This window comes from Kitasatospora sp. NPDC057692 (assembly GCF_042799475.1).
Classification (GTDB): Bacteria; Actinomycetota; Actinomycetes; order Streptomycetales; family Streptomycetaceae; genus Kitasatospora.
This window is the reverse complement of the sequence record NZ_JBHVIV010000020.1, coordinates 79,014-97,706: the sequence shown is the minus strand read 5'-3', so window position 1 is coordinate 97,706 and position 18,693 is coordinate 79,014. Positions and strand designations below refer to the sequence as shown.

Sequence of the window (18,693 nt, the reverse complement as noted above, 5' to 3'; positions counted from 1 at the left end):
CCACGCAACGCGACACCTCCAGCCGGCGCGCGTCCGCCCGTCGACCGCGGTTCGAACCGGGCTGTCAGGGGACGGTGGCATGCTCAGCTGCCATGGACACCCAGCAGTTCTGGAAGCTGATCGAGGAAGCCCGCTCGCAGGTGCCGGCTCCGGACAACGGTGACGCTGTGGCCGAGCAGGCGACCGCACTGCTCGCGCTTCGCCCGGTTCAGGAGATCGTCGCCGCCCAGCAGATCCTCTGGGGCCTGATGGCCGACTCCTACCGAGCCCCCCTGTGGGGCGCCGCCTACGTGATCAACGGTGGATGCTCCGACGACGGATTCGACTACTTCCGCGGCTGGCTGATCACCCAGGGCCGTGAGACGTTCGAGCATGCCATCGGCGATCCCGATGCGCTCGCCGATCTTCCCGCAGTCCGTGCTTTTGCCGCAGACGGGATCGACATCGAGTGCGAGGAAGCCCTGGGCATGGCCTGGAACGCCCACCAGATCGCAACCGGCGAGGAGCTCCCCAACGACTCCTTCACCAACCGCTATCCAGAGCTGGACCCGGAATGGGGCTTCGACTTCGAGGACGACGACGAGCTGAGCCGCCGGCTGCCCCGCCTGGCAGAGCTCTACGCGGAATAGGGTCAGATCAACGCGTCGGCCGTGCTCCGAGCACCGTCAACAGTGTGCCCGACGTGCTGGCACCCACCAGGTTCGCCGACTACTCGCCGACCCTCCCGGCGCAGGCACGGAAGCGTTCGAGAAGTTCGCGCCCGGGCCCACTGTCTGGATCGAAGCCCTGGATGCGCCGTAGCCCGGCCGGGACGCCGGCCCCCAGGAGAAGGGCACCGTGGCAGCGGAAGCAGAACGCGATCTCGAAGAGGAGATCGGCGGAGCTGTGAGCCCGAATGCCGTAGCCGGGCACGAAGCACCGATGCAACTCGTCGCCCGGCAGTTCGGCCACCAGGTTCAGCACCTCCCGAGCCTGGTCCTCCACCCAGATCTCCAGAACATCGCCAACCAGGGTGCCCGAGTCCGTCGGTGCGGTGATGCGGACCACTTCGATCAGTTCGGTCTGTGCGGCGGTCTCGGGAAGCAGCATCCGTACAGGATCACCGACAGGGCCACGACTCGGGAAGCGATCACCAAGACGATGGGAAGCGATCTTCAACGCGCTCGGATATTTCCTGGTCAAAGCCACTCGTGAACAGCCCGGGGAGGACTGGAGCCGGTCGGTGTGGGCCTGGACGGCAGTCAGCTGACCCCGCCTGCGCGGGGAGGAACTGGTTCGGTAGAAGTTCCAGGAGCATTCAGCGGTAGTCGTTGAGCCAGTCGCCCGGAATCAGGTCACGCATGCGGTTGAGGGCTTCAGGTGTCCGGGCCCGAGCCAGGACGGCCAGGCCGTCGTCGTCGCGCAGAAGGACGTCCTGGCCCAGGAACCAGCGATTCCCGTGCTCCTCTTCTCCGATGGGATAGGCCGGGAACGGCAGCTGCACGCAGTTCTGCTCCAGCAGTTCGATACTCCCCTCATCAGGGTCAAGGAAGTCGCAAGGCTCTCCGTCTGCCTGCAGTGACTCGGACATCACGATCTCGACAAAGCAGAGGGAGAGACGCTCCAGCCAGCCCTCCCACCGCTCGGCGGTCTTGTCGGCCAGGTCGGCCCGGATGAACACGGCAGGGTCGTCCTCCCGGACGTCGTCGAGGAGGATGCCCCAGGAAGCGGCCCCCTGGTTCTCGTGTCGGAAGACCAGGGCCTCCTTCGCATCGTCCACATACAGCTCGGCCGGGCTGAGCAGCACATCGTGGTTGCTGGTGAGATCCCGGCGGCGTCCGAACAGCAGATACGCCTCCCGCAGCGCCGTCGGCAGCCGGACGCCCAGCCTCTCCTCCGCCACGGCCAAGTCCGCTTCCGCCCAACCGTCGCCGGTCTTCAGGGCGCTGGTCCAATGGGCCGCGAAGTCCTGAATGAAGCTCCATGCACCGCTGCGGCCTTCGACGCCTCCGGCAAGAGACGCGGCAAGATCGAACTCTTGTGTCATGCCAGGACGATATCCGTCCGGCCGAGCCGATCCCATGGGAGGAAGAGGTCGGGCGCAGCCAGGTGTCCTGGCCTTGCGGCTGACCCCGACCCGGAGAGGATGTTCGCGCCGCCAACGTGCAGGTTTGGGATGGTTTGGGCCCTGCCTGAAGAGTCCCTTTCTGAGGCGCTTGCCGGTTATTTCCTCACTCCTCTGGTATCCACGCGCCTCCAGTTCATCCCGTTTCAGCCCAGAAGCTCCTGTCCGGCTCGAAAAGGTCCGCATTGCCCGTGTCCGGTTCACTCGGGCGAGTGATAGGCATTACCAACTCCCGGATGTACCAGTGGAGTTATGACGATCCAGTCGCAGCGCAAAGCGTATCCGAGCGACCTGTCCGACGCCCGATGGACCCTGGTGGAGCCGATCCTCACCGCCTGGCGCACCGAGCGCCAGAAGACCTCGCTCAACCTTGGCGGCAGGGTCACCGATCTGCGGGAGGTCATGAACGCGATCCTCTACGTCAACCGGACCGGCATCGCCTGGCGCTACCTTCCGCACGACTTCCCACCCCACACCACCGTGTTCTCGCACTTCAGCGCATGGACCGCGGACGGCACGATCGAAAGGATCGGCATCCGACTGCACCGCCTGGTGCGGGAGAAGGAAGGCCGGGACCCCGAACCGACCGCGTGCGTGATCGACGCCCAGAGCGTGAAAACCGCGCCCAGCGTGCCGGCCGGGACCCAGGGCATCGACGCCGGCAAAAGGATCGTCGGCCGCAAACGCAGCATCGTCGTCGACACCCTCGGCCTGCTCATACTCGTGATGGTCACCGCCGCGAGCGTCTCCGACAACGACGCCGGGAAACAGCTCCTCACCCAACTCGCAGCGTCGCATCCCACGATCACCAAAGCCTGGGTCGACACCGGTTACAAAACCCAGGCCATCGAGCACGGAGCGAAGCTCGGCATCGACGTCGACGTCGTTCCCCGAAACACCCAGGTCAAGGGCTTCTCCGTTGTGCCGCGCAGGTGGGTCGTCGAGCGGAGTTTCGGCTGGATCATGATGCACCGCCGACTCGCCCGCGACTACGAGACCAAACCCGAGCACTCCGAGAGCATGATCCGCCTCGCGATGATCTCGAACCTCGCGAAGCGAGCAACGGGCGAAAGTACCATAACCTGGCACAAACCATGAACCACCCCGCATTCAAGCAGGACGTCCTCTGAGAAACCAAAAATCCCGCAGGGGCGGAGAGGCCAGCAGGATGTTAGGGCGGCGGCCGCTCGTGGGGCGGAGCCCCCAGACCGACCCGATCCTCCCCAGACCGGCTGAACCACGCGCCTGCGAGAAGGGCGCCGTCCAGATCGCCGTCCGTCACGATGCCGCCAACTGACCCCTGCACTCGCGCACCGATGTCGCCCGGCATGACTGACCCCCAGTTCACGGGAAGACCAGACTGAGCTGGGCACCCGCATGGCACGCTCGCGTCTATTGCAGTGTCCGTCTTGGCCGTTGTAGCCGGGGTCGAGGTGGCCGAGCCTGTGTGGGTGGACAGGTCTGGGTGGAGCGCTGTGGCGTGCCTGTTGGACGTCATGTCAGCCATTGGCGAGCTGGACTGACGACCCCACAGCTGATAGAGTGATGGAAATTTTGAAACGGTAGAGATAGTGATGCACCGCTGATTGAGCAGCCGGCCTCTCATTGGGAGGCTAATTCATGCTCAACCATCCCCAATCCGTTCGCTCGACACGGATTTATCCAGGGGATAGGTGTATCTTAAATTTTTTATGCGTCAGGTCTCTGGGATTCCCCAGGGGCCTTTTTTGTTGCCCCGAAACCCCTGCACCCCCCTTTGGGTGTGGGGGTTTCTGCCTTCACGAGGATCCGTCTCCGTCCGCCGGAGACCCATAGAAAGAGAATTGAATGAACGCGGTCAAGTTTGAGGAGAGGATCTCCATCCAGCTTTCCGAGGGCAGCACAATCACACCTGACGGAGCGCTCCAGGGTTCGGCCAAGATCACCATGCAGAGGACAATGTCCCTGGAGCTGACCCCTGCCAACCAGGCCCCTGCCCCGGCCGAAACCGAGCCACAGCCGACTCACCCCGACGGACTCGCCCCTGTCGGGGCCACCATCGCTCATGCTGGCGGCACTCGGTGGGCGAAGCTCTGGACGGCAGCGCAGACCGTGGCGACTCTTCTCGGGCCCCTCCTTCAGAACGCGCTGGGGACGTTCTTCTCCTGACTCCTCTGTTGGCCCGCCTGGAGGGCAAGTCCCCGGTGCCCCTCCTCTCTGCTCCGCTCTGGTGTCCTCCCCGCAGGCGCGGGGAGGACACCCGCGAGCGCATGGAGGCCCTGGCCTCCATGCGCTGACCCCCGCGCTCGCGGGGAAGACACGCCGTCCGGGAGCAGGGCGAGCGCCTTCACCGGCTGACCCCCGCGCCTGCGGGGAGGACCGTGGCGTTGGTGATGGTCCCCGGCGTGAGGTTGGCTGACCCCCGCGCCTGCGGGGAGGACCCCGTCGCGGTAGCGGATCCCGGCCCCCTGGAGGAGGGCCGGCTGACCCCCGCGCCTGCGGGGAGGACCCGCGGCGTGACGGTCAGTCGCCCGCCGTGTCCGGCTGACCCCCGCGCCTGCGGGGAGGACCGCCGAAGGCCCGGACGCACCCAGCGTCCGGGCCAGCTGACCCCCGCCTGCACGGGGAGGACGTGGGCGCGGCCGGGGTGAGCTGGTGGAGCGCCGGCTGACCCCCGCCTGCGCGGGGAGCACGACTACGGGCCCTCCCTCGTGGAGGAGCTGACCGGCTGACCCCCGCGCTCGCGGGGAGGACCCACAGCGCGAACAGGTCCGGCGCGCTGTCGCCGGCTGACCCCCGCGCTCGCGGGGAGGACAGGCGCCGGGTCAGCAGCCCGACGTGGGCCCGCAGCTGACCCCTGCGCCTGCGGAGAGGACGCTGCCGCCCGACGCAACAATGGCCCCGAGTACGGCTGACCCCCGCCTGCGCAGGGAGGACGAGGTGGGTGGTGATCTTGAGGTGGATGGTGGCGGCTGACCCCCGCCTGCGCGGGGAGCACGTGCGTGCCAGCAGGGCGGTGTTGGTGGAGACCGGCTGACCCCCGCCTGCGCGGGGAGGACAACGACCCCGCCGACCACGCCCGCCGACGCGCCGGCTGACCCCCGCGCCCGCGGGGAGGACTGCGGGTTCAAGGGGCGGTTGTGGCCGGTGGACGGCTGACCCCCGCGCCCGCGGGGAGGACACCGCCCTGTCCATGCCGGAGCGGTGCAGCGGCGGCTGACCCCCGCGCCCGCGGGGAGGACACCGGCCTTCGCCGTTCTCGGCGGGACACACCCGGCTGACCCCCGCGCCCGCGGGGAGGACGCCATGTAGGCGCCGTTGCAGTCCAGGACCAACGGCTGACCCCCGCCTGCGCGGGGAGGACGAGGCTGCCGTGCACACCCAGACCCCCCTCACCGGCTGACCCCCGCCTGCGCGGGGAGGACGAGGCTGCCGTGCACACCCAGACCCCCCTCACCGGCTGACCCCCGCCTGCGCGGGGAGGACTGGCTCTGGCTATAGCTGGCATTCAGTTCTTCCGGCTGACCCCCGCGCCGGCGTGGGGAGGACTGCTTGGCGCGGAAGACGGCGCCCTGGGCGGCCGGCTGAACCCCCGCGCCCGCGGGGAGGACCACCGTCGCCTCGGGAACCGTGGTCGTCACCGCGGCTGACCCCCGCGCCTGCGGGGAAGACGGCCGGGAGGCCCACGGAGTGCTCCGCTTCTCCGGCTGACCCCCGCGTTCGCGGGGAAGACGCCGCAGGACCGGCGCGCAGGAGGTTCTTCAGCGGCTGACCCCCGCGCTCGCGGGGAAGGCGTCGGCCAGTTCACCGAGGCGGACCTGAAGAACGGCTGACCCCCGCGCTCGCAGGGAAGACCGGGCGGCAGCGGCGCGAGGTCCTGGGACACCCTTCCGTCCCGGCTGTGATTCACGTCACTGCCGGCGGCTCGGTGCAGCACCCGGCCCCGTTCCGCCGTCATGGGGGCAGTGATCGGGACGGGACGAGGAGAGGAGGTCGGCGGGTGAGGTTTCGCAGGAGCGGTCCGGGCAACGGATTCACGGAGTTCGTCGCACAGCGGTCGGGAGCGTTGTTCCGCACCGCGTATGCGCTGACCGGTGACGTGCACGTGGCCGAGGATCTGGTGCAGGAGACGCTGGAGCGGGCGTGCCGACAGTGGCGGAAGGTCGCGGTGGCGGACTCGCCGGAGGCGTACGTGCGCAAAGTGCTGGTCAACCTGGCCAACGACCGCTGGCGGCGGCTGTCGCGCCGGGGCGAGCGCCCCGGGCTGTCGGGGGTGCCCGAGACGGCCGACCCCCGGGACCGGTTCGGGCAGGTGGATCTGCGCGCGGAACTGATCGAGGCACTGCTCGGGCTGCCGATGGGCATGCGCAGCGTGGTGGTCCTGTACTACCTGCACGATCTGGACGCCCGGCAGGTCGCCGACGTCCTGGACATCTCTTCGAGTGCGGTGAGGTCCCAGCTCGCCCGCGGCCTGGCCAAGCTGCGCGATTCCATATCGGGCGCCCAGGCGCCGCACACGCCGTCGGCCGCTTTCGGAGGTACGAAGTGAGGAACACGTCGTCCGGACCGGCCCCGTTCGAGCCGGGCCTCGAAGCCGAGCTGCGTGCCGCGGTGGCCTCCTTCGCCGACGGGCCGACGGCGCCGGTCGTCGACGCGGCCGCGATCGAGCGAGCCGTCAGCCGCAGCCGCACCCGCCGGGCGATCCTCGGCACCGCTGCGGCGTGCTGCGTGCTGGCGTGTGCCACGGTGGGGTTCTTCGTGCTGAAGCCCGTGCCGCCCGCGCCCGGCGCCTCCCCGTCCCTGTCCCCACCGACGAACGGGGTGTGCACCCCGCTCGCCACCGGCACCCCCAAGAGCGGAAGCGCCGATGCGACTCCGACACAGGAGCAGGAGCAGACCGCGGGAGCGGGTATCGCGCTGCCGGACCTGGCCGGCATGCCGGTCGAACAGGCCGGAAGCCTGCTGCGCGGACTCGGACTGAGCTGCACGATCATGCGTCACACGGACTGGAACGCTCCCGCCGGGCAGGTGATCAGCAGTCAGCCCCGGGGCGGCGCAGAACCAGTGGCACCGGGCTCGTCCGTCCTCCTGCTGGTCTCGACGGGCAAACCCGGCGGAACCTGAGCGACCGGGGCCCTTCGGCCCGCGCACCGGCCGAGTGACCCAGGGGCCGGGACCAGGCGGACTTCGGCACGCTGTCACACACGGAAACGATCTCCACCACCCTGGGAAGCGACCTTCACCAGGGTGTAGTCGGTCCAGGTCATCCCCACTCGTGAACAGCCCTTGTAGATGTCCGCGCTGGTCGGCTGACCCCCGCGCCTGCGGGGAGGACGGCGGCGGCATCGTCCGCACGTCCCGCAAGAACGGCTGACCCCCGCGCTCGCGGGGAGGACCTCCGCCTCGCGTTCGCGCTGCTCCTTCTCGGCGGCTGACCCCCGCGCTCGCGGGGAGGACCCTTCGCGACCTGCACCGTTCTGACGGCTTTGCCATTTCTTGACCAGCCTGCGGAGCGGCTCAATTCGGGCTGGGCTGTTGAGGTGTCAAGGAGCAGTCTCCATCGTGGCAGGCGGCGACGACACGAGGGTCCGCTTCCACCAGAGACCGTCCGGCCGGGTCCAGCTGCCCCGGTCGCGCGCCCGGCGTTCTCCCTGTGCCCGCAGGAGGACGAGGACAGCAGGAGCGGTGGTGGGAAAAGGGCTTCGTGGTGAGGGCCCAGTGCGGGCATGATGTCGGCCGTGCATGGGGGCGAGAAGGAGTGTAGGCGGGCTCGGTACACGCTGGTCGAGACGGAGCATGGCCATGCCTGGGGCGTCGGTGCCGAGGTGGGAGGGTTGTTCGGGGATCCCCGGCGCGGGACCTACGAGCTGTTCGGCTGGGTTCCACAGGCAGAGGTGCGCGGCTGGGTTGGCAGCCGGGTGTGGCTGGTGCCTGAGGACAAGGCGCTCGGTCCCTGGCTCTTGGAGGACGCGGAGAGTCTGGGTGGGCGCTCCGGGGCGGACAGTCTCGTGCTCACCGGCCTGGACGACTACGAAGGACCTCCCGAGGGACACAGAGGCCCGGTCCGAGTGCACGACGGGCATCGGTGGCTGGGTTCGTGCGGGGAGTTCGCGCGTGTCCTGCCGGCGAAGCAGTCGGCGCCGCCGCTCGTCCTTCGGGGGCTCGCCCCGAGTGAGCAACTGCTGGCGGCGCTGAGGAAGGGCACCCGGCAGGCGCTGGACCTGGAGCAGGCCGCCCTGGAGATACGGGACGACCGGGGCGAGCCGCTCACCGATCGACTGCTGTGGGCCGAAGTCAGCGCCTGGCGCCCGTCCTCCTGCGGGACAGCGCTGATCGACCTGGAGCTCGACGGAGAGCTCTTCACACCTGTTCCCGCATACGCCCGGACCGTCTGGGAGCGGTGGTTCACCGGGCCGCCGGACACCCCCGGCGCCTGGGCAGGACTCGACACCCGACGCCGCAGGGCTTGGCTCGACCTCGTCCGTGAACGCGGCTGCTGGCACGCCTTCCGCGATCGGCCGGCTGGTCACGCCTACATACTCGACGGCCGACACATCACCGAAGAACCGGGCCTCTACCTGGCCCTCGGCGAGGCGGTGAACGGGTCGGGCGGCTACTTCGGCGGCTGTTTGGACGCCCTCGTCGACTGCCTGCGCGGCACCTTCGGCCACACCGCTCCCGCGACCCTGCTCTGGCGCGACGCCGTGACCGCACACGAGCACCTGAGCCAAGTACTGACCCCGGACGGCCGGTCCTACGACCTGTTCGCCGCGACCCTCAGCGTCCTGGCAGAAGGCGGCACGCACGTCACCCTGGCGTGATCATGTTCCACCCGCCCTGTCGGGAGCACTGAACCACCAGCTACCCCCGCGCCTGCGGAGTGAACGGCCGTCCGCCGGTAGCCACGGGGCCCCTGTCGGGCTGACCCCCGAGCTCGCGGGGAGGACAGCATGTCGAGGATCATGTGGACCTTGGTGGCCGGCTGACCCCCGCGCTCGCGGGGAGGACCCGCCGCCGACGCCCAGGACCAGCAGCGCCTGCGGCTGACCCCCGTGCCTGCGGGGAGAACGGGCCCGTCTCTTCTGCAGCGGAGGGCGGGCCCGGCTGACCCCCGCGCCTGCGGGGAGAACGTCGTCTCTCTGCTCGCGCGCGACCCGATGATCGGCTGACCCCCGCGCCTGCGGGGAGAACGACCACCGCAGAATCGTCGATCCGCCGACTATCGGCTGACCCCCGCGCCTGCGGGGAGAACTGCGGGCGGCCGGGCCATCGGGAGCGCGGGGCCGGCTGACCCCCGCGCCTGCGGGGAGAACCCACAGCGCGAACAGGTCCGGTGCCCCGTCGCCGGCTGACCCCCGCGCCTGCGGGGAGAACCCTTCGCGAACTGCAACGTTCTGGCGGCTTTGCCATTTCTTGACCATCCTGTCGGGCAGCAAGGATCCGGGCAGACCTGTTGAGGTGTCAAGGAGCAGCGCCCATCGTGGCAGACGTCGGTGACGCCGCGCTCGACTTCCGTTGCCGACCGGGCTCCGTAAGGTCGGCAACAGATCGGCATCGGCAAGAACTCCTGGTGCACTTGGGCTGACCCCGCCTGCGCGGGGAGGACGACGGGATCGGCGCCGGCCCATCGTTCAAGCCCGGCTGACCCCCGCCTGCGCGGGGAGGACGGGCGCGGGGAAGGGCAGGCTCCGGGCCGAAGTCGGCTGACCCCCGCGCCTGCGGGGAGGACGTCCCCCCGGTCCCCCCGCGCCCCGCGCCGACCGGCTGACCCCCGCGCCTGCGGGGAGGACCCCTCGGAGCTGATCAACGCCGACTCGTGGGACGGCTGACCACCGCGCCTGCGGGGAGGACCCTTCGCGACCTGCAATGTTCTGGTGGCTTTGCTATTTCTTGACCACTTGTCGAGCGGCACACTGCGGGCTGGCCTGTTGAGGTGTCAAGGAGCAGCGCTCATCGTGGCAGACGTCGGCGAGGCCGTGTCGTGTTTTCGCGATCGGTCGTGGGGAAGGGGGGCGGGTTCCCAGCCGCGACGAGGTATGGCCCCCGCTCAGACGGCAGCACGTCGGCCTCATCGATCAGGCGGCCCTCGCCACGGCCGGCTTGCCCATGCCCGAGAAAGCCGACCGGAGTCCACCAGGCCGATGTCCGGCTGACCCCCGCCTGCGCGGGAGCGGGACCGTCGGCCGCATCCAGTTGGCGTGGTTGGTGGGTGGCTGGTGGTGTCGGGGGTTTGGTGGTTGCTGCTGGTCAGGCGAGGCGGCCGAGGTGGAGGACGACGATGGTGATCGTGTGTTCGGTGATCTCGTACATGACGCGGTAGGGGCCGACGTGCATGCGGCGCAGGTCGGGGGATCCGTACGGGGCGGATCCCGTGGGTCTGGGGTCGGCGGCGAGGAGGTCGACGGCGTCCATCACCAGGCGCAGGCCTGTGTCGTCGTCCTTCAGGAACCGGGCGGCCGCGTTGATGGCGGGCTCGTCCCAGACGATCTCGTAGGTCACTCCTGTTCCAGGCCGAGCTGGGAGCGGACGTCGCGGTGGCCCCGCGGGGAAGACCCGGCCGGACTCCTCGGACCAGTCGGCCCCGCTGACCCCCGCGGGTGCGGGGAGGACGACAACAAGGTCGGCCAGGCCATGGCGTTCATCGGCTGACCCCCGCGTTCGCGGGGAGGACCGATGAGGGTGAGGGTGGTCATGTGGCGGCTCCGGCTGACCCCCGCGCTCGCGGGGAGGACCCTTCGCGACCTGCACCGTCCTGGCGGCTTTGCCATTTCTTGACCAGGCTGTCGAGCAGCACGAGTTGGCGGCTGGCCTGTTGAGGTGTCAAGGAGCAGCGTCCATCGTGGCAGACGTCGGCGAGGCTGTGCTCAGCTTCCGTTGCCCGCCGGGCTCCGCAAAGATCGACGGCCGGCAACGGACCCCCATCGGCGAAAGTGCACCAGGGCCGCCCTCATCGCCGGCTGACCCCCTCACGTTCGGGGAGAAGCCTTCGCGCACCGGGAGGCCGACAGGGCAACAGGTCCGGCGCCTGGCTGCGGCCGACTACCGACGTCAGTCGGGGCGGCTGCGTGAACCCGTCCTGATGGTCTTCACAGCAAGTACTGGGTTGAGGGGCTCTACGAGCTCCTCGGTGGCGATGGCCACAAGGCGTGCCGGGGCACCGCCGTCCAGTAAGGCGCGCACGTACTCGAAGGCCTCGGCAGGCGACAGAACGGGCAGGATCTGACGGATGGCCCGCACAGCGTGCAGGTGCCCATGTGTGGCGGCTCTACCGCGAATCACATCATCTAGATCATCCACGGTGGTACGTACCGGCATCCCGCGTACCCGGGCCCGGTAGTCGTCCTCCCACGCGCCGTTCATCGCAGAGACGACGCCGATCCCGTGCAGACCCCCGTCGACGCGATCGACAAGGTACGGCCCCGCACCCCCGAGCACGAGTTCCGGATCCCGGGTGCGCGCGAACTCCTCGGACGACCAGTAGACGATCCAGACCAGATCGTGCTCCTCGACGCTCACCACAGCCATGCGCCGCGCCTCCACACCTGAAGCCCGCTGCCTCCGGTACTCCTTGTCCAGTTGCTCCTCGACGACCCGAACCGCAGCCTCCCGCTCGATCACGCCCGTCAGCATTCCGTACGGCCCAAGCCATGGCCACCGAATTCGCCGGCCGGCAGGGCACGCAAAGCGTCCCGATCCGCTGACCGCCGAGCCTGCGGGGAGGACACCAGCCAGCCCGACATCGGCCGCCTGGTCGACGGTTGACCCCCGCGCTCGTGGGGAAGACGCGACCCGCGCCGCAGCCCAGCAGACCAACAACGGCTGACCCCCGCGTTCGCGGGGAAGACCCGAGCTGTCCGAGACCGAGGTCGAGCAGCTGCGGCTAACCCCCGCGTTCGCGGGGAAGACACCTGGGTAGCCGGGTACTGCGCGAAGTACGGCGGCTGACCCCCGCGCCTGCGGGGAAGACGAAGCGGTCGTGGGCGACCGCTTCCACGCCACCGGCTGACCCCCGCGCCTGCGGGGAAGATGTCTTCAGCAGGCTGGTACTGCTGCCGTTGAACGGCTGACTCCCGGGCCTACGGGGAAGACAAGCACCTGATGCTGGCGGATGCACAGTTCGCCGGCTGACCCCCGCGCCTGCGGGGAAGACATGGGCGGCTGGCTGAAGGACAAGCTGATCTCCGGCTGACCCCCGCGCCTGCGGGGAAGACACGCGGTCGATCTGGAAGGACCCGCCGAGCGGCGGCTGACCCCCGCGCCTGCGGGGAAGACGGATCTGGTCGAGGTCGATGCTCATCGGTTGGCGGCTGACCCCCGCGCCTGCGGGGAAGACCCCATGTACCCGAACCGCGACTCGGCGCCCGGCGGCTGACCCCCGCGCCTGCGGGGAAGACCCACGGCGGAGCAAGTTAGTGGGCAAGGTGACCGGCTGACCCCCGCGCCTGCGGGGAAGACCCTTCGCGACCTGCACCGTTCTGGCGGCTTTGCCATTTCTTGACCAGTCGGCCGAGGGCTGGATCGGGGCTTGTCTGTTCAGGTGTCAAGGAGCTGGGCCTATCGTGACAGACTGGTGCGGACGGTGTACCGGTCAGTGACAGCCTGTGGAGGTGGGTCTTGTTCACCGGTGTGCGTACCGTGATGACCTTCGCCGTGGACCCTGAGGCGTCGGCCCGGTGGTGGGGTGAACTCCTTGACGTCCCTGTGAAGATGGATGTCAGCGACATCGGGGCGGTCTACGCCTGGGTGGAGATCGGCGGGGTCGAGGTCGGCTTCCATCCGGTGGACGACGAGCGCAACCCCCGGGGCGGCAGCCCGGTCGTGTACTGGGGCGTGGACGACGTCGACCAGGTCCGGGAGCGGCTGCTGGCGGCCGGGTGCGAGCACCACCGCGGGCCGTTGGAGATCGAGCCGGGTCGGCGCATCGCCCAGCTGCGCGACCCGTTCGGCACGGTCGTCGGTATCGAAGGCCCGTAGAACGCGTCGACGGCCTGGTGCCCCGCTGGACCCTTGCTGGTCAGCAGGGCATCGGGCCGTCGGCGTTCACCGGTCCAGGCCGTGCAGGCTCTCCAGTCCGGTGGCCGCCGCGTAGGCGCGTAGCGCGGTCTTCAGTGAGTCGGCTGTCCAGTTGCCGCCGCGGGCGGCGGTGGCGTCCAGGTACAGGCCCAGTACCCGGTCCGGGCCGAGTTCGTGTCCGGCCTGGCGCAGGACGGCGGGCAGGGTCACCAGGTCGATCAGCCCGGTCACGTCGGGGCGCACGCTCTCCACGTCGAGGAGCACCGCCTCGCCGTCCGGGCGCCGGCGCAGGTGCTCGGGTTTGAGGTCAAGGTGGCCCAGCGGCACCAGGCCGGAGCCGTAGGCGTCCGCGTGCGCGGCCAGCACCTCGCCGTAGGCGGCCGGGTCGGCGATCCAGGCCGGGGCCGGGGCTTCGAGCAGGGCGGCGAGGGTGTAGTCGGCCATCGCCTCGGCGGCCTCGGCGGGCAGCCGCAGGGAGGCGGTGTGTACGGCGGCGACGCGTTCGGCCAGCACCGTGGGCATCTTCGGCCCGCTCCAGTCGGCGGGCTCGGGCAGGTACTCAAGCAGCAGTGACAGCGACTCCTCGGCCTCCGCGTGCAGCCGGGCGACGGGGGTGGTGCCGGCCAGCAGGGCGTACGCGAGCGTCTCCCCGGCGTAGGCGGCCGCATCGGCGTGGAGCTTGAGGGCCAGCGTGCCCTGCGGCGGCTGCCGGTGCACCGCGAACACGGCGGCGGTGTACCGGGCGCTGATCACGCTGACCCTGCCGTTCATGCCTGGGTGGTCGGCGGCGAGCGTCCGGCGGGCGCGTACGAGCAGGGCTGCGGGGTCGGTGGGCATCGGGGTGGCCAGCCATCCTGCCGGGCGGATGCGGGCCAGGCCCGTCAGCGCCTCGGCGGCGGTGGCCGGTCCGGTGGTCACCGGGTGCCCGCCGGGACGGTGATGCCGGCGGCCATGGTGGCGTAGGAGAGGGCGGCGAGGTCGGGGCGCTGGTGCTCGCCGTAGATGCCGAAGAAGGCATAGACGAGGCTGTCCAGCGGGCGGCCGATGTGCCAGCACTCCATCGCGCCGCCGGCCACGTCCCACACCTGCAGGCGGCCCTGGAGCAGGGCGAGGTAGTCCTGGAAGAACAACTCGGCGCCGAACGGGTAGGCGGCCATCGCCTCCTCGCGGCCGGTGGCCTCGACCTGGACGAAGTCGGCGCAGGTGACGTCCCAGGCGAACTGCAGGAGTTCACCGCCGGGGCCGTCCTTGAGCCGCAGCACCGCGCGGTGGGGGCCGAGCGGACCGGAGAGGTACTCGTGGATGCTGCACGCCAGCATGCCGGCGGCGGTGGCCAGTAGTTTGCGGCCCAGCCGCGGGAGCGCGGCCCGGACGTCGACGAGGGCTTGGTCCTGGTCGGCGGGCGGCTCGGCGAGCGGGATCAGCTGGACCGTGCCGGGGTCGGCGAGGAACGCGGCGTGCGCGATGAGTTCCTCGTACTCGACGTCGTCGTCGATCCGCACCCAGCCGACCTGGTCGGACGTCACTTCCTGCGCGGGTGAGCCGGGGACGGTCAGCCGCTCGCCCGGGCGCGGGCCGTGCACGGGGAAGAGATTCTGCAGGCCGTTGGCGGCCGCGGCCATCTTCGGGTGGTCGGAGTACAGGAACGGGCCGTGCGGCGAGCCTGGCGGCAGGAAGCCGTTGCCGCACAGTGCCACGTCCTGGACACCGTCGAGTGGGGCGAGGACGTCCAGCAGCAGCTGGTTGAGGACGCTCAGGCCGGTCTTGTGGCGGGTTCCGTCGACGCCGGGGAGCAGGTTGGCCGAGGAGGCGGGCATGCCGGGCGGCACGATCTGGGAGTTGTTGGAGACCACGGCCATCCGAGGCACGGGCTGGGCGCCCTCGGCGATCTGCTGCAGGTACAGGTCGGAGGGATCGGCGTCCACCGCGATGAATACCGCCGGCCCGTCGCCGACGCGCAGGCAGGGCTGGACCACCCGGTCCTCCCAGAACAGCGTCCGGGCACCGGCCGGGTAGAGGGTGACGCGCAGGTCGCCCAGCTCGATCGGTGCGGTGTGGTCGACCCGGCGCACGGTGAACCCGAGCCGGACGATCGCCTCTTCGACAGGGGCGGGCAGCAGGGGGCCGGTGTAGACGGGTACCTGGCGGTCGAGCAGGTCCAGGGAGGGCAGGTGGAAGTGGTCGAGGTGCTCGTGGGTGAGCACGACGGCGTCCGGGCGGGGCATCAGGCCGGCGTCGATCCGGCGCGGCGGCCACACCCGGCACTCGGCCCGGCCGGGCAGGCCGAACGTCTCCTCGAGGACGGGGTCGATCAGGACGCGGTGGCCGCCGCCCTGGACCAGCCAGGTCTGGTGGCCCAGGAACGTCAGCTCCAGGCGGGTGTCCACGGGGTTGCCTCCTTGATGTGTTCGGGGTCGGGGCTTCAGGGCCCGGGAGGGCGGGATGGCCCCGGCCGTCCCGCCCTCCCGGAGGTCCTCAGTGGTGGTAGGTGTGCGGGGCGGCGGCCAGCGCGCCGGTGCCGACGAGCCGGGCGACCTTCGCCTGGAGCGCGGCGACCTTCTTCGGGTCGAGCGTGGCGGCCGGGGTCTTCGTCTGGGGGGTGGTCTTCATGGCGCAGTCCTCCTGGGTAGAGGGGGTGGGGGACTCGGCCGGGCGGGCCGGTCCGGTGCTCACAGTTCACCGCCGCCTGGCGCCCGGGTCGAGGCCGGATCACCGGACGCATCACCGGACACCGTGACGGGCAGGTACCGTCCCCTCGCTCACGGTCGCCGTGGTGGCTACCGTGGTGGTCTTGGATTCCGGGGGTGCCCATGCCCGAACACGCCGTCGCCAACTGGCGCTTCGTTGCCGCCCGCATCGAGCACGGCTGGCATACCCAGGAGGACTTCGCCGCCGCGTACGACGAGACGGCCCGCGAGCTGGGCGAGCGGGCCAGGATCTCGGTGCGGCAGGTGAGGCGGTGGGAGTCGGGCGAGTCGACCTGGCCCAACCGCGACGCCCGGAGCGTCCTGAAGTCGATGTTCGGCTGCCCGCCTGACGACCTCGGCTTTCGACGGCCCGTCCGGCCCTCCGGACGGCGCCCGAGCGGGAGCGGACGACATCTGGAGGAGCACGTGCGCCGACGGACGTTCCTGGGCCTGGCGGGTGTGGCGCCGGTGCTCGACCTCGCGGCCCTGGAACACCTCACCGCCGCCGCCCACGGCGCCCGAAGCCGCGGCGAGGGTGAAATCCTCGGCCACCTGCGGACCGCGCTGGACGATGCCGCCCGCGCCGACGGGCTCGCCGGCCCGCGCGAGGCGCTGCCCACCGTGCTGGGCATCCTCGCCGCGATCAACTCCACCGCCCGCACCGCAGCCGGGGGTCTACGGCGCGAGCTCCTGGTCCTCGGCGCCCGGGGCGCCGAGCTCGCGGCCTGGCTCCATCGCGACGCCGGCGCCGGCGCACCGGCCGTCGCGTACTGGCACCACCAGGCGACGGAGTGGGCGACGCTGACCGGCGACGGCGCCATGCACGCCTACGTCCTGCTCCGCCAGGCCCAGGCCACCGACCGCACCGATCCGGCCCGGATGCTCGACCTCGCCCGCGCCGCCACCACCGGCCCCTGGACGCTGCCGCCCAGGCCCCGCGCCGAGGCGCTCCAGCAGCAGGCCCGGGCGCTGGCCCTGACCGGCGCCCGCGTCGAGGAGGTGGTCCGCACACTCGACCAGGCGCACCACGCGCTCGACCAGGCCGCCCCGGCGAGCGGGCCCGCCACCTGCACCGGCCCGCTCGGCGACGCCTACACCAGCGAGCGCCTCATCGTGCAGAGCGCGATCTGCTACCGCGAAGCCGGCCAGAACGAGCGGGCCGTCAGCCTCTTCGGCGAACACCTCGTCAGCGCCGTGTTCGCGCCCCGCGACCGGGCGTTCTTCACCGCCCAGTACTCCGGCGCTCTGGTCGCGGCCGGCGAACCGGACGAGGCCGCCGCTGCCGCGATGAAGGCCCTGGCGCTCGCCGCCGGCGCCCGCTTCGGGCAGGTCCTCGCCGAGCTCCACCGCACCGCCGACCACCTCGCGCCGTACGACCGGCGTCCGCCCGTACGAGAGTTCCGCCAGCGCCTCCGCGAGCTGGCAGCGGCCTGACCCGGGCCTAACTGGTCAGGAAAGCGCTCACCCGCTCGATCACCTCCCGCTGCCACGCCTGCGACTGCGGGTGCAGGTACGCGGGGTCGTCATGGACGGCGAAGCCGTGCTGAGCACCCTCCAGCTCCACCAGCTCGACCGGCCCGCCGAACATCGCCCGGTGCCGGCGGGAGGACTCGACGGGCACGAACGTGTCCGCGGTGCCGTGGACCATCAGCACCGGCGCCCGCACCCCGGCCAGAATGCCTGGGGTGTCCAGGTAGAACACCTCGTTCAGTAGTGCCCGGTTCAGCTCGAACGGCGACTTCTCCGTGAACCCCTGCTCCTCCAACCGCACCGCCATCTCCCCGGACAGGTAGTCGTCCGACCAACCCGGCCGGGAGGTGACGTACCGCTCCTTGTAATCCAGCCGCGGGTTGAGCAGCACCAGCTTGCCGACCTCGTGCGGCCGGTGGGCCGCATGCAGCGCGGCCGCCCCGCCCGAGAACGAAGCGGCGATCACATGGACCGGGCCCGGCCGGCCGGTCACCGCGAGCAGATGATCACAGGCCGCCCGGATGTCGTTGGCCACCGCTGCGATCGTCAGCTCCGACTCGCGCCCTGCGCTGGCCCCGTGAGCCCGCAGGTCGAACCGCAGACTACTCACGCCACAGGCGGCCAACCCGACCGCCAGGCGCGTGAAGAAGCCGCCTTCCTCCCGAGTCACCCCCGACCCGTGCACCAGGACCGCGACCGGCCCCCGCGTCCCGGCGACGCACACGGTGCCGCACAACTCGGTGCCATCCAGGGACTGAAACGACGTTTCGTGATCACCCATAAGCAGATCGTAGCCACTCGGTCGAACCGCAGGAACCAGTCGAGCTGGTCGTCACACAGTGTCCTGACGCGGGAGCCCTCGAATTCCCGGAGGACAGCCGGTTCCCCACCAACGCGGCCCGAGTAGACGGCTCACCCTGGACACGGAGCCGGGCAGCGAATCACATGATTCGCTGCCCGAGGCGGAGAACGGCGATCGAGCTGCCCTCGCCCGCGCTGGGACGCCTTGACGTCGATCCTGGCCGTGCTGCCGAGGGACGGCTGCCCCCGCGCTCGCGCGGAGGATCACGGAACTCAGGCGACCGATGCCCTGAAAGGGTCCGTGGGAACGATCCCGGCTTCGTCGAAGAGCTGTTCCAGCGCCTCGTGTCCGCGGGTCCTGCGGAACCCGATCTCGGAAGCGGTCACCGGCAGGGCCCACAGGATGCGGGCGTGCCCCCCCGGGTAGTGGGCAGCGTTCGAGATCGGGCCCGTGGAGATACGGCAGGCTGATCAGGAGATGGTCGCAGGCCGAACCCGGCACCCACGGCGCGCCGATCGGCATGCTGTGTTCCAGACCGAGCCGGTGCCCAGCGCAGTGGTGATAGGCGACCATCGCCATGAGCTCTACAAAGCGTTCGTCATGGACGTGAGCGGTCATGACGAACTCAAGGCCCTGGC

Annotated in this window: 16 protein-coding genes and 2 CRISPR repeat arrays; of the genes, 8 read left to right on the top strand and 8 right to left on the bottom strand. The window is 70.5% G+C overall.

Features of this window, described 5'->3' with window-relative positions:
• Positions 1 to 92: 92 nt before the first annotated feature.
• Complete coding sequence (locus ACFVFS_RS14430; protein ID WP_380623813.1) at positions 93 to 629, top strand: DUF4240 domain-containing protein; 537 nt, start codon at positions 93 to 95, stop codon at positions 627 to 629.
• 79 nt (positions 630 to 708) lie between these two features.
• Here the strand turns inward: ACFVFS_RS14430 and ACFVFS_RS14425 are convergent, their stop codons facing one another.
• Positions 709 to 1,089 (bottom strand): hypothetical protein, encoded by a 381-nt coding sequence (locus ACFVFS_RS14425; protein ID WP_380623811.1) that lies wholly within the window; start codon positions 1,087 to 1,089, stop codon positions 709 to 711.
• A 208-nt stretch (positions 1,090 to 1,297) separates the two neighbouring features.
• Positions 1,298 to 2,026, bottom strand: a complete 729-nt coding sequence (locus ACFVFS_RS14420) for an SMI1/KNR4 family protein (protein WP_380623809.1) — start codon at positions 2,024 to 2,026, stop codon at positions 1,298 to 1,300.
• 330 nt (positions 2,027 to 2,356) lie between these two features.
• On the opposite strand from ACFVFS_RS14420, the gene ACFVFS_RS14415 reads away from it, so the two are divergent.
• The 5 genes from ACFVFS_RS14415 to ACFVFS_RS14395 all read left to right on the top strand — a co-directional run bounded on the left by ACFVFS_RS14415 (position 2,357) and on the right by ACFVFS_RS14395 (position 8,904).
• Complete coding sequence (locus ACFVFS_RS14415; protein ID WP_380623807.1) at positions 2,357 to 3,202, top strand: IS5 family transposase; 846 nt, start codon at positions 2,357 to 2,359, stop codon at positions 3,200 to 3,202.
• A 729-nt stretch (positions 3,203 to 3,931) separates the two neighbouring features.
• The gene (locus ACFVFS_RS14410; RefSeq protein WP_380623805.1) at positions 3,932 to 4,252 is read left to right on the top strand and encodes a hypothetical protein; all 321 of its coding nucleotides are present in this window, start codon (positions 3,932 to 3,934) and stop codon (positions 4,250 to 4,252) included.
• A gap of 1,831 nt (positions 4,253 to 6,083) precedes the next feature.
• A complete protein-coding gene (locus ACFVFS_RS14405) occupies positions 6,084 to 6,632 on the top strand; it encodes a SigE family RNA polymerase sigma factor (protein ID WP_380623803.1) in 549 nt (182 codons plus the stop codon).
• Positions 6,629 to 7,207 (top strand): PASTA domain-containing protein, encoded by a 579-nt coding sequence (locus tag ACFVFS_RS14400; protein ID WP_380623802.1) that lies wholly within the window; start codon positions 6,629 to 6,631, stop codon positions 7,205 to 7,207. The genes ACFVFS_RS14405 and ACFVFS_RS14400 overlap by 4 nt, the downstream gene beginning before the upstream one ends.
• A gap of 602 nt (positions 7,208 to 7,809) precedes the next feature.
• A complete protein-coding gene (locus ACFVFS_RS14395) occupies positions 7,810 to 8,904 on the top strand; it encodes a barstar family protein (RefSeq protein ID WP_380623800.1) in 1,095 nt (364 codons plus the stop codon).
• Between the two features lie 97 nt (positions 8,905 to 9,001).
• A CRISPR array of direct repeats spans positions 9,002 to 9,457; the repeat unit is 29 nt; unit sequence CGGCTGACCCCCGCGCCTGCGGGGAGAAC.
• Between the two features lie 873 nt (positions 9,458 to 10,330).
• Here the strand turns inward: ACFVFS_RS14395 and ACFVFS_RS14390 are convergent.
• Both ACFVFS_RS14390 and ACFVFS_RS14385 read right to left on the bottom strand, forming a co-directional pair.
• Positions 10,331 to 10,582 carry a type II toxin-antitoxin system RelE/ParE family toxin gene (locus ACFVFS_RS14390; RefSeq protein ID WP_380623798.1) on the bottom strand — a complete coding sequence of 84 codons (252 nt, stop codon included), beginning with the start codon at positions 10,580 to 10,582 and terminating at the stop codon, positions 10,331 to 10,333.
• Positions 10,583 to 11,131: 549 nt separating this feature from the next.
• Complete coding sequence (locus tag ACFVFS_RS14385) at positions 11,132 to 11,701, bottom strand: YrhB domain-containing protein (RefSeq protein ID WP_380623796.1); 570 nt, start codon at positions 11,699 to 11,701, stop codon at positions 11,132 to 11,134.
• A 76-nt stretch (positions 11,702 to 11,777) separates the two neighbouring features.
• Positions 11,778 to 12,538: a CRISPR direct-repeat array (repeat unit 29 nt; unit sequence CGGCTGACCCCCGCGCCTGCGGGGAAGAC).
• A gap of 183 nt (positions 12,539 to 12,721) precedes the next feature.
• Between ACFVFS_RS14385 and ACFVFS_RS14380 the strand changes: the two genes are divergently transcribed.
• The gene (locus ACFVFS_RS14380) at positions 12,722 to 13,057 is read left to right on the top strand and encodes a VOC family protein (protein ID WP_380623851.1); all 336 of its coding nucleotides are present in this window, start codon (positions 12,722 to 12,724) and stop codon (positions 13,055 to 13,057) included.
• Positions 13,058 to 13,123: 66 nt separating this feature from the next.
• On the opposite strand, the gene ACFVFS_RS14375 is transcribed toward ACFVFS_RS14380, so the two are convergent.
• From ACFVFS_RS14375 to ACFVFS_RS14365, 3 genes are all read right to left on the bottom strand, one after another.
• On the bottom strand, positions 13,124 to 14,014 hold the full coding sequence (locus ACFVFS_RS14375) for a hypothetical protein (RefSeq protein WP_380623794.1): 891 nt from the start codon (positions 14,012 to 14,014) through the stop codon (positions 13,124 to 13,126).
• Positions 14,011 to 15,483: an MBL fold metallo-hydrolase gene (locus ACFVFS_RS14370; protein ID WP_380623792.1), complete on the bottom strand. Its 1,473-nt coding sequence runs from the start codon at positions 15,481 to 15,483 to the stop codon at positions 14,011 to 14,013. The genes ACFVFS_RS14375 and ACFVFS_RS14370 overlap by 4 nt, the downstream gene beginning before the upstream one ends.
• 88 nt (positions 15,484 to 15,571) lie before the next feature.
• Positions 15,572 to 15,706, bottom strand: coding sequence for a hypothetical protein (locus tag ACFVFS_RS14365; RefSeq protein WP_380623790.1), 135 nt, complete (start codon positions 15,704 to 15,706; stop codon positions 15,572 to 15,574).
• 200 nt (positions 15,707 to 15,906) lie between these two features.
• On the opposite strand from ACFVFS_RS14365, the gene ACFVFS_RS14360 reads away from it, so the two are divergent.
• Positions 15,907 to 17,217, top strand: coding sequence for an XRE family transcriptional regulator (locus tag ACFVFS_RS14360; protein WP_380623848.1), 1,311 nt, complete (start codon positions 15,907 to 15,909; stop codon positions 17,215 to 17,217).
• A gap of 7 nt (positions 17,218 to 17,224) precedes the next feature.
• Here the strand turns inward: ACFVFS_RS14360 and ACFVFS_RS14355 are convergent, their stop codons facing one another.
• Positions 17,225 to 18,034, bottom strand: coding sequence for an alpha/beta hydrolase (locus ACFVFS_RS14355; protein WP_380623788.1), 810 nt, complete (start codon positions 18,032 to 18,034; stop codon positions 17,225 to 17,227).
• Between the last annotated feature and the right edge of the window lie 659 nt (positions 18,035 to 18,693).